Raw genomic sequence first — 15,075 nt, forward strand, 5'->3', positions numbered from 1 at the left:
AAGACAGACTTAAAGCTGGCTTATGGATGACAAACGTTATGCATCTCTAAGTTAGTGCCAATGTCTTTGCTACGATTGGCCTTAGCATCATCGTTACGCAATTGCGTAATGTAATCTAAATACTCTTGGTCTACGTCATTGGTGACGTACTTGCCATCAAATACTGAGGTTTCAAATCGCTTGATGCTTGGATTTTCTTGACGTACCGCTTCAATTAAATCCGGTAATGATTGGAAAATCATGCCGTCAGCGCCAATCAAGTCATTGATCTCTTCTACATCACGGCCATGAGCGATCAGCTCATTGGTGGTTGGCATATCAATACCATACACATTCGGGAAACGAATTTCTGGTGCTGCTGAAGCAAAGTACACTTTATTGGCGCCCGCATCACGTGCCATCTCAATGATCTGCTCAGAGGTAGTACCACGCACGATAGAGTCATCAACAAGCAATACGTTCTTGCCTTTAAACTCAGCACCAATCGCATTGAGTTTACGGCGTACTGACTTCTTACGCTCTTGCTGACCCGGCATGATAAAGGTACGACCGATATAACGGTTTTTAACGAAACCCTGACGGTATGGAAGATCCATATGACGTGCGATTTCGAGTGCAATATCACAAGAGGTTTCAGGGATCGGGATCACCACATCGATATCATGATCTTCCCATTCTCTCTTAATCTTTTCGCCCAACATGGTTCCCATATTTACACGGCTGCTATAAACAGAAATGTTATCTATGGTTGAGTCTGGACGAGCAAAATAAACGAATTCAAAGATACATGGAGAGTAGCTTGGCGAGTGGGCACATTGGCGAGTATAAAGCTCGCCGTCAAGGGTGATATAAACGGCTTCACCTGGCGCAACATCACGCATAAACTCGAAACCTACCGCATCTAGCGCAACGCTTTCAGATGCAATCATGTATTCAGTACCAGTCGCCGTTTCATGCTTACCTAGCACTAATGGACGAATACCAAATGGATCTCTAAAAGCAACCAGACCTTGACCGATAATCATGGCCGCGACCGCATAGGCACCACGAGTAATTTCATGCACCTTGCCAACGGCATTAAACACGTCATCAGCATTAAGATCATCAGTAGTCGTACGCTGAAGCTCATCTGCTAACAGGTTAAGTAGTACTTCTGAATCTGAAGTGGTATTAACATGACGGCGCTGCTTCACTAGACGCTCGTGCAGCTCAACCGTGTTGGTCAAGTTACCGTTATGCGCTAGAGAGATACCAAAAGGAGAGTTAACATAAAACGGCTGAGCTTCAGAAGCGCTTGAGCTTCCTGCCGTAGGGTAACGAACGTGACCTATGCCCGCATTGCCTTGCAGACGTTGCATATGCTTTGGTTCAAAAACGTCTTTCACCAAACCATTGGCTTTACGCAGTCTAAACGCGTTGCCATCGACGGTCACAATGCCAGCAGCATCCTGTCCACGATGCTGGAGCACAGTCAGTGCATCATAAATGGTTTGATTAACCGATGACTGGCCAACTATTCCGACAATACCACACATGGGTAAGCTTCCTCATTGTAAGATGTTCTATTATTTAATATTTTTGCTTTAAACGAATATAAATATTCGTCTAAAGCCAAGTAATGCTTTAGTGCATTTTATATTTTGGGTACAAAGCTTGAGGTGTTTTCCAAGTAGTCAAAAAACCACTGGATCACAACTCCAAATTCGGGCACGAGTGTAGAATCCTGCCACCAATCTGTGTTGGGTGCTCCGGTAAAAGCATCCATAAAAAACAATAACGCGCTCACGATTAATGCGCCTCTAAGCGCACCAAAACACAAGCCGAGCACTCTATCAGTGCCTGACAATCCGGTTTTAGAAACCAATTGACCTATTAGGTAATTAACAAGTGCGCCGAGGATAAGTGTTGAAACGAACAAAATGGCAATAGCGACCCCATTTCGAACCATTTCATCTTGCATCTGGGTAAGATGCGTAGCGAGCTTGAGATAAAACTGGCTGGCAATAAAAAATGCGGCAAACCAAACGACGAGAGACATGGCTTCTTTTACAAAACCACGGACCAAACTGATCAATGTTGATAGTCCGATAACGATAATGATGGCGTAATCAATCCAAACCATTTAAGAAATAATCCAGCATAGGGTTTAAGACGGCGCGATTCTAACAGAGACAGAGTTATTTCTCACGCTTTCGCGGCGAAATAACTTTTTCTCAAACAAAGACAATCACAATTTATTATTTTTCAACGGGATTATAGGCGATGACACGCCCTTTCAGTTGAGTCAATTTTTCGATATCGCCTTGCATACGGCTCAGCTTATCTTTAGAAACGTTAGGACCAACAAATACCTTTGTTAACTGACCATCTACAGGTTTAGTCGGCAAAGTATAGGCAGTGAAACCTTTGTCTCGAAGGCGTTTAACTAGACCTCTAACGTTGGCAGCATTATTAAAACTACCAAGTTGAATCGTCCAAGCACCCTTCTGTTTTGCTGCAGGTTTAGCTGCTGGTTTAACGACAGGTTTAGACGAACTGGCTAGCTTAGGCTCTTGCTGTTTTGTTGACTGCCCCGCCTCTTCGGCAATATGCCAGGAGGCATCACCGGATCGATCGCCATCACCGGAACGATCACCATCACCGGAACCATCGGCCGATGAAACCTTATCAGCAGATAATGAACCATTATTAACACCAAGATCGACCGTTTCAATATTCTGAGCAGGCAAGGTGCTATCTTGGATCTCTGGTCTTAGAGGAATTTCAGCAAACTGCTCTTCTTCGCGCTGCTTTTTACCATCTAATACATCGGGTAAAAAAATCACCCCTAATGCCACAATAACGATGACACCAACAAGGCGGTTTTGAAATTGATTAGACAAGTTTCTCTCCCTTAAACAACTCTTTAAAACCGGCAACTGTGTAAAATGAGCCAAATACAATAACGATATCATCGCTGTGCAATTGCGCTTTAACAGCTTGCCAAGCATCGCTCATCTGCTGATAACTAGCCGCTGCTACACCTTGCGGCATTAACAGATTTAACTCAGCTGCAGATGCGCCACGCGGCACGGATAAATCACATAAAAACCACTTATCAACATCACTGGATAGCTCCAGTAGCACAGAGCGAGCATCTTTATCTTTTAACATGCCACAAAGTGCAAACAAGCGCCCTTTTGTCATAGCAGCCAAACGTGTTTTTAAATAGCGCGCCGCATGAGGATTATGGGCCACATCTACTATCACTCTAGGGGACTGGTTAAGTGTTTCTAAACGTCCTGCGAGCTGGGTGTTACCAACAGCTTTGGCAATAATCTCAGTGGAGATAGTCGGGCAAAGATGCTCGAGTACCGCAATAACGGTGGCAGCATTAGGCTGGGGAAGATATGGCAGCGGCAAATGAGATAAATCGAAATGATGACCCTTATAATGCCAATCTTTGTCATTACACTGGTAGCTGAACTCACTATTGACCCGGTAAAGCGATGCTCCAATGTCATTAGCCAAGTCAATCAAAGAGCTTGGGCAGTCAGGCTCTCCCACAATTGCAGGGCGACCTTGTCTAAATATGCCCGCTTTTTCTGCACCAACTAACTCTCTGGTATCACCAAGGTACTCTTGATGGTCAAGATCGATAGACGTTACTACCGCGATATCGGCATCGATTAAGTTGGTTGCATCTAGGCGACCTCCCAAACCAACCTCAAGTAATACCACATCAAGCTTGGCTGCTTTAAAGAGGTAGAGACCTGCTAATGTAGCGTACTCAAAGAAGGTTAATGAGATTTCCGCCCGAGCAGCTTCAATGGCTTCGAAGGCAGCAACTAAAGCAGCGTCAGTGGCATCATTACCATTAATCCGCACGCGCTCATTGTAGTTCAGAAGATGTGGCGAACTATAAACACCAACCGTTTTACCTGATAACTGCAACGCAGCCTCAAGCATAGCGCAGGTGGTACCTTTACCATTAGTACCTGCTACAGTGACGATTTTAGTTGCGTCTAAATGGTTCAACCCCATTCGCGTAGCAACCTGTGATACACGTCCAAGACCCATATCAATTTCGGTTGGGTGAATCGCCAATAAGAACTCTAACCAAGTGCTTAAAGCCGCACCAGACTCAGGTGCTGCTTGCATTAATGTGTCATTTTCAATCACAAACAAGTTATCCATTTAAACCGTATTAAACGGTTCCTTAAAAATATCATCCCGAAAAAGCGCTAAACCACCTGAAACTTTGCTGATTATCTAGCAACACTATAAAACTGGGCTTAGTCCAACATGAATAGCGGTCCAAGTGACAACTTAGGCAATTGATAGCTTTCAGGGTAAGTCACGTCGACTAAATACAAGCCGTTAGGTTTGGCAGTTGCTGCAGCTTTATTTCTGTCTTTAAGTGCCAGTAAATGCTCTATCCACTCGACCGGTTGATTACCTAAACCTACTTCTAGCAGCGAGCCAACAATATTGCGCACCATGTGATGCAAGAAAGCATTCGCCTTAATATCAACACAAATATACATGCCTTGACGCGACACGTTCACTTCATGAACACAGCGAAAAGGTGTATTAGATTGGCATTGGATGGCTCTAAAACTGGTAAAGTCTTGTTCGCCAATGAGAGACTGTGCCGCTTGATGCATCTTAGTTTCGTCGATATCACCAGGGTAATGGCTCACACCACTACGCAAAATGCCAGGGCGAAGCTGATGGTTGTAAATCATGTAGCGGTAACGTCTTGCTGTTGCTGTAAAGCGTGCGTGAAATTCATCATCAACAACTTTAACCCAGCGCACAGCAATATTGTCTGGCAGGTTCACATTCACGCCAAGTGTCCAAGCTGTATCTTTGCGCACTGCATTGGTCTCAAAATGAACCACTTGTCCTGTTGCGTGAACGCCAGCATCAGTTCGGCCAGCACATTGCACAGCAATAGGTTCGTTGGCAACTATAGAGAGCGCTTTCTCTAATCGCTCTTGTACTGTGTCAACTTCCGCCTGACGTTGCCATCCGAAATATTGACTACCATCGTACTCTATACCTAGCGCAACCCGCATTCCACACCTCTATAACTCAGTTAAACTGTTATTCGACTGCCAGTGTTTTCAAGGCAATGCAGTCGGATAGACAAAATCTTTTAATAGCCGGCGATTCTAGCATACTCAAGGCAAACGATAAGTATAAAAAAGGCGCCATAGGCGCCGTTTTTAGTTGAGGTTTTTACACTAACTCTTTGAGTAAGCCTAAGGCTTCGGCCTGTTGACGATCGTTACCGTCAAGTTCGACCTCTTTTAGTAGCGCTCGTGCACTGTCACTGTCATCGATTTCAATATAGGCACGAGCTAAATCTAACTTAGCATTAACCGAGTTTTCTTCATCATCGACATCAACCATTGGAGTATTGCCCTTTAGAGAGTCTAATTCCCCCATGTCGACATCGAGTTCTTTATAAAGATCGATTTCGCCGCTATCTTCATCGGCTTCGCTCAACAACCTATCGATATCAATAAAGCCGTTATCTTTTTGGAAGCTGGTTAAGTCGTGCATAGCAACCGCGCTTTTACTCGGTTCTTTGCCACCTAACTCTTCTGCATCCAAGGCAGCTAGAGCCTCGTCAACGGTCATTTTACTATCATTGTCGAGTGAGAATGTCTCATCTTCAAGGTCAAGTGTTGTATCTTGCGCCGAGCCTTTCGAGACCAACCCGCTTAACAGCTCATCATCAGACACTTCAACTTTATCAGCTTCTGAAAAAGCCAACTCAGTGGCAAGTTCAGCATTGGGTGCTGCAGGGGCGTCATTACCACTTTGAGCGGCGATGCTTTCCCAGTCTAAACTGTTTTCTTCTGCTTTCTTATTTCCTTTTAAGTCATCGAAGAAACCACTTTCTTTATCAGTCTTTTCGATTACTTGAGGATCTAACTCTGAAGATAACTCTTGTTCAAGCTCTGGCTCTGGCAGTGTAAACTCAAGCAACTCCTCATCATGATTGTTACTAGGCTCTGCATCAGTGTTAGCTTTAACGCTGCTCGGCTCAAAATCACTCAAATCAAAGTCTAAACTATTGCTATCCTTAGCGCTTACCTTTGGAGTCTCTTTTAGTTCATCCAACGTCTCATCGATTGCAGCAGATTCAGTTAGAGCAAGCTCAGTTGCAATAGCATCTTGCGGCTCTGACTCTAGTTGCGGTTCTGGCTCTAGTTCCAGCACGCTCTCTTTAGCATCTATCGGCGTATCAAAATCTGCCAAAAGCGCATCAAGTTCACTGTCTAGCTCACTATCAAGCTTTTCTTGTCCTGCGTCATCGTCAGATAAATCAAGTTCGGCTGCGATTTCAAAACCAAGCTCAAGTTCTGCTGCCATTTCATCAGAAAGCGCATCAACATCGCTTTCAGTATTGTTTACGGTATGTTTTGCAGTATTGGCTTGGTTATCTGTTTGATCATCAAGCTCAGCTAGCAACGCATCTAAGTCATCCTCGGCGGCCTTAACTTCTGGCTCATCAGCTTGCTCTAGCTGCTGATTTGCACTGTCAAAATCTGCAAGCAAAGCATCAATATCATCTGCTGGGGCCTCTGCAGTCTGCTCAGCAGGTTCATCAAAACTTGCTAGTAACGCATCTAAGTCTTCGTCTTGAGTGCTTTCTAAGTCGGTGTCTTGAGCAACAAACGACTGCTCATCAAAGCCAGCTAGTAGCGCATCAAGATCGTCGTCTGCAATGCTTTGTTGTTCGCTGTCTTGAGCTACAAAAGGCTGCTCATTGAATGAAAGGTTTTGCTCAGTTTGCTCTGCTGGCTCATCAAAACCCGCGAGTAAGGTATCTAAATCGTCGTCTTGAGTCGTTTCTTGCTCAACAAAAGGCTTTTCATTAATCGTTAAATCATTGTCTGTTTGCCCGACAGGATCATCAAAGCCTGCAAGCAATGAATCCAGATCATCTTCTTCAACTGATTTAGACTGTTTTTCAAATGCATCAAAGTCATTGGCTTCATTTTGATCTTGCTCACCCATGGCTTCAGCCCATAGGTCATCTAATGACTGGCCTTCATCATTAGAGTCTTCAACGACAATATCTTGCTCTTCTTGTTCAGCGAGACTTGCTGCGCCTACAACCGCGAGCTCCTTCAATGGGGCTTGCTCTGCAGCGTCGTCTGTATCTAGATGAACCGCTAAACCATCGGCATCGTCAGACTTTTCATCGATGGAAGTGTCATCTTTCATGCCACTTAGCTCTTTCTCAGCAGCCTGTTCACTCTCCTGCTCAGAATTAGCATCGTTCCTGCGGCGAATAAATAACCAGAACAAAGCCACCACAAGTAAAGCGGGTAAAACTGCACCAAGCACCAATAACAATGGGTTATCCATTAAGGTTCGCCAAAGATCCGATGTTGGCTCTTGCTTAGGGGCACTGATGGCGCCAAGCTGTTGCTGCTTAAGCTGTACTTCTTGGTTTAGCGCTTGATTCTCAGATTTAGTATCTTGCAATGCCTGCTTTAAAAGCGCGTTTTCTTGTTTAAGCTCCGCGATTTCTTGCTGAAACGCCTCGGTATCCGATGAGCCGACCACTATTTCATCGCTTGCCCTTGCAAGTTCATCGGTAAGCGCTAAGTTTTGCGCTTGGATGTCTTCCACTTGTTTCGTTAACGCATCAACTTGTGCTGATAACTCTGTAATCAATGGGTTTGACTTTGAAGCAACGGTCGATTTAGCAACAGTCGCTTTTGGCGTTTCAACCTTTACCGCTACAGGCTCTGGAGTTACCGGTTTAGCCGCTACGCTTGTTGCTGCCACGCTAGGTTTAGCTGAAGCGGTTGACCAGTTACGATCGTTACGCTCTGCACGTGCTTTGGCATCCGTTTTGGAGATCTGTTGCATCACAGCTTTAGTCGGCACTAACAAAATCATGCCGCGCTCTAAGCTGTTGTAGTTTTTACTTGAAAATGCGTGGGGATTAGCGTCATACAGCGCCGCCATCACCTGGTAAACGGTGACACTATTATCAGGCTTTAAAGCCTGTGCAATACTCCAGAAAGTATCCGCCGAGGTTGTTGGGCCGTATTGACGAATGCTTTGCTTTACCTGACCATCAGGCCCTGTAATTTTTAATGGCTCGGCAACAACTGGGTTAATCGAAGGGGCAGCAAAAGCCACTAACCCCGTGGCTAATAAGCCGACAAGATGCGATGTGCGAAAGTTCATCAATCCTTCCCTTTAAAGCACGCTGGAGTCACCACCCTGGTGACGAGCTTTAGGCAATTGTATTTATTGAGATTACTATAAACTAGATTCTGTTGCCCTGCTACTGTTCACATCTTTAAAACATAAAAAGCCCGCAATTAGCGGGCTTTTAAGTTCTTTAATTTAGTTCTAACTAAAAATTAATAATAATCTCTAATCAAAACTTCGGCGATCTGCACACTGTTAAGTGCTGCGCCTTTACGAATATTATCTGATACAACCCAGAGGTTTATACCATTGTCATGGGAGATATCTTTTCTCACACGGCCAACATAAACAGGATCTGTTCCTGCGCCTTCTGTTATCGCAGTAGGGTAATCTTCGTCACCTTCGAACAGTTCTACACCCTCTGCACCGCGTAATACCGATTTAACATCTTCGGCATCAACAGGTTGTAATGTCTCTAGGTGAATCGCTTCTGAGTGACCGTAGAATACAGGGACGCGCACAGCCGTTGGGTTAACAACGATGCTATCATCACCAAAAATCTTTTGCGTTTCCCACACCATCTTCATTTCTTCTTTGGTGTAGCCATTGTCCATAAACTTATCAATTTGTGGCAATACGTTAAACGCAATTTGCTTAGGATAAGTTTTAGGCTCAACTGGCAAGCCTTGTAGCAGCTTAGCGCACTGGCCTGCTAATTCTTCAATCGCTTGCTTACCTGAACCAGAAACTGACTGGTAAGTTGCCACGTTAATACGTGAAATACCATATGCGTCATAGATTGGCTTAAGCGCAACCAACATCTGAATAGTTGAACAGTTAGGGTTAGCGATGATGTTACGGTTTCTGAAATCTGCAATCGCTTCAGGGTTTACCTCTGGGATCACTAATGGTACGTCGATGTCGTATCTGAAGTGAGAGGTGTTATCAATAACAACACAACCGTTTTCAGCAGCAATGGGTGCCCATTTAGCCGATACGTCACCACCTGCAGAGAAGAAACCGATTTGAGCCTGTGACCAGTCAAAGGTATCTACATCTAAAATTTCGACCTGTTTACCGTGGAAGCTGACCGTATTACCGGCGCTGCGACTGCTGGCTAATGGAAATAATTTAGCAACCGGAAAGTTACGCTCTTCGAGGATCTCAATCATTGTTTGACCCACTGCGCCCGATGCACCTAATACGACAACATTAAATTCCTGCGACATAATTACAGCTCGACTCCTGAAAACCCTAAATTGGATAACCAATTTACATTAGTTTGCCCCGTATTGCCTACCTTTAATGCACTAAATTCGCGGCGATGGGTGTGATTTTTTCTCATATGATCAAACCCCTGGTTATTTAGAAACATTTTTCTAAATAATTCGTCATCATCGCGTAAATCGTATACAAATCTGGCGAGCTGTAATAGTGCTCTTTCATCGCTGAATTCTTGTACGTCAACCCGCTCACTCCAAAGGGCTGGCAGTAAAGACTCCATCTGTTTATCCGCTTCGATACCCAGTACCTCGGCCAATTTTTGGTACAGCATATAAGTGCCACGAGCTTTGCCTTCAAGAGAGTAGCCAGCGATATGGGGCGTGCAGAACTCAACATAGGGCACTAAGTCTGCCATAGGGTGAGGTTCACCTTCCCATACATCAAGCACGACTTTTACGTCATCACGTTGTTGCTTGAACTTAATTAAGGCGCGATTATCAATCACCTCGCCACGGCAACAGTTAAGCAGCCAAGTATTCTCTCCTAGGCTATTTAAGCGTGCCTGGTCGAACAAATACCAAGTTTTGTATTTACCTGTTTTAGTAATTGGCACATGTAGGCTAATCACATCACACTTTTCGATTAAGGTTTCTAACGACACAAAATCCCGAGGATCGCCACTTTCCTCTAACAAAGGATCATTTAAAACAAACTCAATCCCATAAGCCTCAAGACATTTAGCCACTGCGGTGCCCGTATTACCCGCGCCAACAATCCCCACCATCTTACCTTTTAGTGGACTGTTATAACGCTGCGCCAACTCAAGCATGGCGATAAAGGTGAACTCCCCCACAGCTGTGGCGTTACAACCCGGGGCGTTAGAAAAAGGAATGTTGCGACTTGCGAGGTAATCTAAATCGATATGATCTGTGCCTATGGTGGCGCTACCAACAAATTTAAGTTGGTTATTCTGAGCTAACAATGCTTGGTTAACCTTAGTCACTGAACGGACGAGTAACACATCGGCATCGTTAACTTGCTCAGACGTTAGCTCCCTGCCGTTTACGGTTTCAATCGTGCCCAAATCACCAAATAACTGCTGAACATAAGGCATATTCTCATCGGCAAGGATCTTCATCAAAGTTCTCGAAATTGTACTGAATATTATGAGCTGCATTCTAGCAAGATGAACTATCCATTAGAAACAAAGGATTGAAAATAGAAGCTCATTCTCGCTTGTAATCTGCTTTAAAGCAGCTTTCAAAGTAAAGCCTGTCACCTGTCTGTTTTACATAACCACAAAAAACACACCGCACTTGTAATTAGTCATTAATTTTAAGCTTACCGTGACAGCTTTAAGTTGTTCATCCAAGTGCCTAATGCTAAGTTGTTAATCATTTGTGACATTAGATTACCCCTCTTTTTGCATCCTATTTAGTGAGGTGTCATTAGAATTCGCACCAAGGCTCAGTTTTAAGCAAACTCTATCAAAAAAGGTCCTTAATAAGAGCAACCAACAAGGGCTATCAATAAGAGCCATCGGCACAAGCTTTAAACAAAAGGATATCTACACTTGAAGTTGAATATTGTTCGTAGGGATAAATTGTCAGATGAAGAGCAACAGGCTCTTTGGGATGGCATTGAAAGTTTCACGCAGCCTATCGTTGGTGATACAGGTCGTCATGAATTATGTTTTTTAATACATGGTGAAGAAGGTGAACTTGTCGGCGGAGTTCAAGGAAATTATGACAATTTTGGTTGGCTTTGGATTGATTCATTATGGGTATCAAAAAGTGTCAGAGGCCAAGGGTTTGGCATACAGCTATTAAATGAAATAGAAAGTGCTGCTGTCGATAATGGCTGTAACAACTCTCATTTAACCAGCTTTAGTTACCAAGCGGCTGACTTTTACATAAAACAAGGTTATGAAATATTCGGCAAGCTTGAAAATTACTCTAAAGAACATAGTCGCTGTTGGCTAAAGAAAGAGTTAGCACCTCACTGCGAATAACAAAAGATCAGATAATAGGAGAGTATCAATGTGGGAATTAATCTCATTCATGTTAGCTTTCGGTGTTTTCATGCTAATCATGCATTATTGGATGGACCCAAAGAAATTAATAGAAGACATTCGGTCTCTCAAGCAGTCAAGCGATAGAATTGATTTACTTGAAGAAAGAGTTATCGAACTGGAAAAGGCTGTTAACGCAAAAAAAGATGATGCCCCCACCTTATCCAAGGACAAGGCTAACGATGTACGTTAAGCGCATAAACAATAAAAAGCCAGCAGCGGTTGCTACTGGCTCTTCGCTCTTCATTTAGCTCTTTAGCTAGACTTCTTACTTAGACTTCTTACTTAGACTTCTTACTTAGACTTCTTACTTGGACTTTTCACTAAGACTCATTGCTTAGTTCTAGCAGTTTAGCTGCAACAAATAAGTCTTGAATAGCGATGCCTGAACTATCAAAAATAGTAATCTCATCATGATTAGACCGCCCTGCTGATTGGCATGTTATAACGTGACCTATCTCTGTCACTGGTACATTTTCTGAATGCTGAAATTCGCCAATCACCAACGACTGCGCCTGATAGTCACAAAATAAACTTGCACCTTGGTACAGCTCCACTGGTAGCTCCTGCTTGCCGACTTTATCTGCTCCCATGGCTGAGATATGGGTTCCCGCTTTAACCCAGCGAGCCTCAAATAGCGGCGCAGTAGCTGTGGTGGCGGTCACGATAATATCTGCATTTTCACAGCCATATTGGGCGCTGCCGACAGTACACTCTGCTTGTAATCCTTTATCCACTAGTCGCTTGATAAAGGCTTCGCAGCGATTCCTATCTCGGCCAACCACAATCACCTTAGAAATGTCGCGTACTTCTGCGATAGCGAGTACTTCGTATTCAGCTTGATGCCCGCTGCCAAATACTGCCAATACGGTGGCATCTTTTCGTGCTAAATAATTAACTGCTACAGCGTCTGCAGCCGCGGTGCGGAAAGCATTAACTTGTGTTGCCGCAACGACTGCAACCAGCTCACCGGTTTCAGGGCTTAACAGAAATACATTAGTGCCATGGCACGGCATGTTTTTGGCTTGATTACCCGGCCAGTAACTTCCCGTCTTCCAACCAACGAGCGTCGCAGTTGAAGCCGATTTCATTGAAAACATCGAGTCCGTTTGTGGCCCTGCTGCATTCACCACTGGAAACAGTGTCGCTTCATCGGTAGTGGCCGCGATAAACGCTTCTTTAACAGCTGTATAGGCCAGTTGATGAGTGATAAGTTTTGCGGTTTGCGTTTCATTTAAATATTGCATGTTACCAGCCTTGGATTCGGTTCCAGATCTCATAGGTTTCATTCTCTGTATCAAACACATGGTAGTGTTGATGCATAGAGGCTGTGGCGCAGGCATGGTTAGGCAAAATATGTAATCGACTGCCCACTGGGAAGTTATCTAGATTCAAGTCACTATTATCTACCGCGCCAATAATACCATGCTCTTGGTTTACAGAGATGACCTGTAGCCCATCAAGCACTATTCCACCGCTCTGTGTGACCAAACCATAGCCACAATCTGTAGGTTGACCTGCTGTGCCGCGATCTAAAGACAGCGCCATCCAGCCCGCATCAATAAATATCCAGCCCTTTTCTCTGTTATGGCCAATAACCGTTGTCACCACGCTTGCAGCAATGTCCTCAAGCTGACAGACGCCGATCCCTGCCATCACTAAATCGAAGAAACCGTAAACCCCGGCTCTAACTTCAGTGATCCCTGTAAGATCTTGATAACTGTGGGCCGTTGGTGTCGAGCCAATACTAACAATGTCACACGGCACGGCAGCAGCGCGAAGGTTATTAGCTGCTTTTAACGTCATTTTAACTTCATTTTTGGCCGCTTCAGCTAAGGACTTAGGATCGAAACAAAGATAAGATTCACCCGCATGGGCAAGTACGCCATGAAAACTCGCTGCGCCTTGGTGCAATATGTTGGCAATTTCAATCAGCAATGGATCATCTGGATGAATACCGCCTCGATGGCCGTCACAATCAACCTCTATCATTGCAGGGATCACGCAGCTATGTTGCTCACTATATAGGCTCACAAACTGTGCTTGCTCTATGGTATCTAGCAGGACTCGAACTTCTGCTCCTTTGGCGATAAGCTGAGATATTCTTGGTAATTTTCCCTCAGAAATACCCACTGCATAAACGATATTGCTATAGCCCTCTTCTACCAACGCCTCGGCTTCTTTTACCGTCGACACCGTAATTGGAGATGTTTTTAGCGGTAATAGATGCTCAACTGCTTCGATTGCTCTTACCGTTTTAAAGTGAGGTCTTAATTCAGCCCCTAATCCATCTGTCTTATTACGTAACCGGGCTAAGTTTTTCAGTACAGTTTGCTTATCTACTGATAAAAAAGGTGTATCAAGACTCTGGTACTTACTTAATAGCTCTGGGTTATGGGTTTCACTAAGCAACATGAACATTTTCCTGTTCCATCTATAAAATCATTTCTGGATTGATGCAACTGAACGAGATCAAACCAGTGAGTAGAACAACAGTATCCAAGAAGTATGTTTTGTTTTACATTAATACTTATTAAGGTATAGATTAAGTCCAAACCAAATGATCACCACTGAAGATCTAAGATTTATCACCACAATCGCAAGCCATAGAACCTTAGCCGATGCCGCTAGATCCTTAAATATCACCCCACCATCGGTGACACTTAGATTGCAACATATTGAAAAAAAGCTATCGATTAAACTTATCCAACGTCCCTCTAGAGTTGTAAGCCTTACCGAAGAAGGACAACTTTTATTGGATAAAGGCCTGCCTATTTTAAGAGGGCTTGATGAGCTACAAGAACAGCTTGATGAACTCAGGGAACATGTCTGCGGCAAACTCAGAGTTTTGGCACCTTTAGGTTTTGGTAATGATTATATCGCGCCCTTGCTTGGCGAATACAAGCTCTTGCATCCTCAGCTTGATATAGAACTTGAATTATCAGATAACCCCAATTGGTCTAGTCATCATAAATGGGACATCATTATTTATATCGGTGCGCTCAATGACTCTTCGCTAAAGATGATCACTTTGGCAAGTAATCAAAGATTTATATGCGCTTCTCCAGCCTACCTTCAGCAAATGGGCGAGCCAAAAGAGCCCCAAGATCTACTCAAACACCGCTGCATTGCATTAAGGGAAAACAACGAGGATGTTACCTTGTGGCCGTTTACCAAGTTGTCACCTGAGAAGCTTTCACATGAGAAGCTCGCAAGTGAAAATCTTGAAATGGTTAGGATCACGCCGACACTGGCAAGTAACGAGGGGCGGGTGATTAAAGATTGGGCTATGGCAGGGTTAGGCGTCATTATGCGCTCAGAGTGGGATGTGCAGCCGCAGCTCAACAGCGGTGAACTAGTGCGCATATTAGCCGATTATTCTCTGCCAAACGCTAATATCGTCGCGCTATTATCAAGCCCAGAAAAAGAACGTTCGGCGCGTATTTCTGGCTTTATTCAACTACTAAAAGAACGGCTCAATCCGCTTCCCTGGAAGTAATAGATAACGATATAACAAACTTTATACCAATTAGTATAAAGATTTGGTCGCTCAGCGAGAGTTTAGCGGCTCTGAGACAAGGCAACGAGTGCAGAGCATAGTTATTCTACGT

The 15,075-nt window shown here is 44.1% G+C and carries 13 protein-coding genes; 3 read left to right on the top strand and 10 right to left on the bottom strand.

The window, feature by feature from the left end; all coding sequences use genetic code 11:
* Positions 1–20: 20 nt before the first annotated feature.
* The 8 genes from purF to K5Q73_RS16610 all read right to left on the bottom strand — a co-directional run bounded on the left by purF (position 21) and on the right by K5Q73_RS16610 (position 10,531).
* Positions 21–1,535 (bottom strand): amidophosphoribosyltransferase, encoded by a 1,515-nt coding sequence (gene purF, locus K5Q73_RS16575; RefSeq protein ID WP_220759518.1) that lies wholly within the window; start codon positions 1,533–1,535, stop codon positions 21–23.
* A gap of 98 nt (positions 1,536–1,633) precedes the next feature.
* Complete coding sequence (locus tag K5Q73_RS16580; RefSeq protein ID WP_202721415.1) at positions 1,634–2,122, bottom strand: CvpA family protein; 489 nt, start codon at positions 2,120–2,122, stop codon at positions 1,634–1,636.
* Positions 2,123–2,237: 115 nt separating this feature from the next.
* Positions 2,238–2,882 (bottom strand): cell division protein DedD, encoded by a 645-nt coding sequence (gene dedD, locus K5Q73_RS16585; RefSeq protein ID WP_220759517.1) that lies wholly within the window; start codon positions 2,880–2,882, stop codon positions 2,238–2,240.
* Positions 2,875–4,140: a bifunctional tetrahydrofolate synthase/dihydrofolate synthase gene (gene folC, locus K5Q73_RS16590; RefSeq protein ID WP_220759653.1), complete on the bottom strand. Its 1,266-nt coding sequence runs from the start codon at positions 4,138–4,140 to the stop codon at positions 2,875–2,877. The genes dedD and folC overlap by 8 nt, the downstream gene beginning before the upstream one ends.
* Before the next feature lie 134 nt (positions 4,141–4,274).
* Positions 4,275–5,060: a tRNA pseudouridine(38-40) synthase TruA gene (gene truA / locus K5Q73_RS16595; RefSeq protein ID WP_220759516.1), complete on the bottom strand. Its 786-nt coding sequence runs from the start codon at positions 5,058–5,060 to the stop codon at positions 4,275–4,277.
* A gap of 163 nt (positions 5,061–5,223) precedes the next feature.
* Positions 5,224–8,202 carry a FimV/HubP family polar landmark protein gene (locus K5Q73_RS16600; protein ID WP_220759515.1) on the bottom strand — a complete coding sequence of 993 codons (2,979 nt, stop codon included), beginning with the start codon at positions 8,200–8,202 and terminating at the stop codon, positions 5,224–5,226.
* A 179-nt stretch (positions 8,203–8,381) separates the two neighbouring features.
* Positions 8,382–9,398, bottom strand: a complete 1,017-nt coding sequence (locus K5Q73_RS16605; protein WP_220759514.1) for an aspartate-semialdehyde dehydrogenase — start codon at positions 9,396–9,398, stop codon at positions 8,382–8,384.
* A 2-nt stretch (positions 9,399–9,400) separates the two neighbouring features.
* A complete protein-coding gene (locus tag K5Q73_RS16610) occupies positions 9,401–10,531 on the bottom strand; it encodes a 4-phosphoerythronate dehydrogenase (protein ID WP_220759513.1) in 1,131 nt (376 codons plus the stop codon).
* Positions 10,532–10,966: 435 nt separating this feature from the next.
* Between K5Q73_RS16610 and K5Q73_RS16615 the strand changes: the two genes are divergently transcribed.
* On the top strand, positions 10,967–11,404 hold the full coding sequence (locus K5Q73_RS16615; RefSeq protein WP_259650708.1) for a GNAT family N-acetyltransferase: 438 nt from the start codon (positions 10,967–10,969) through the stop codon (positions 11,402–11,404).
* Positions 11,405–11,432: 28 nt separating this feature from the next.
* On the top strand, positions 11,433–11,657 hold the full coding sequence (locus tag K5Q73_RS16620; protein WP_220759512.1) for a hypothetical protein: 225 nt from the start codon (positions 11,433–11,435) through the stop codon (positions 11,655–11,657).
* 130 nt (positions 11,658–11,787) lie between these two features.
* Here K5Q73_RS16620 and K5Q73_RS16625 read toward each other — a convergent pair whose 3' ends face one another.
* Both K5Q73_RS16625 and K5Q73_RS16630 read right to left on the bottom strand, forming a co-directional pair.
* Positions 11,788–12,711: an ornithine cyclodeaminase family protein gene (locus K5Q73_RS16625; protein ID WP_220759511.1), complete on the bottom strand. Its 924-nt coding sequence runs from the start codon at positions 12,709–12,711 to the stop codon at positions 11,788–11,790.
* 1 nt (position 12,712) lies between these two features.
* Entirely contained in the window at positions 12,713–13,879 is a 1,167-nt protein-coding gene (locus tag K5Q73_RS16630; RefSeq protein WP_220759649.1) for a DSD1 family PLP-dependent enzyme, read from the bottom strand.
* 145 nt (positions 13,880–14,024) lie between these two features.
* Here K5Q73_RS16630 and K5Q73_RS16635 point away from each other — a divergent pair, with 145 nt between their 5' ends.
* Positions 14,025–14,963 (top strand): LysR substrate-binding domain-containing protein, encoded by a 939-nt coding sequence (locus K5Q73_RS16635; protein WP_220759510.1) that lies wholly within the window; start codon positions 14,025–14,027, stop codon positions 14,961–14,963.
* Positions 14,964–15,075 lie beyond the last annotated feature (112 nt).

Source organism: Shewanella sp. MBTL60-112-B2, from assembly GCF_019655055.1.
GTDB lineage: Bacteria > Pseudomonadota > Gammaproteobacteria > Enterobacterales > Shewanellaceae > Shewanella.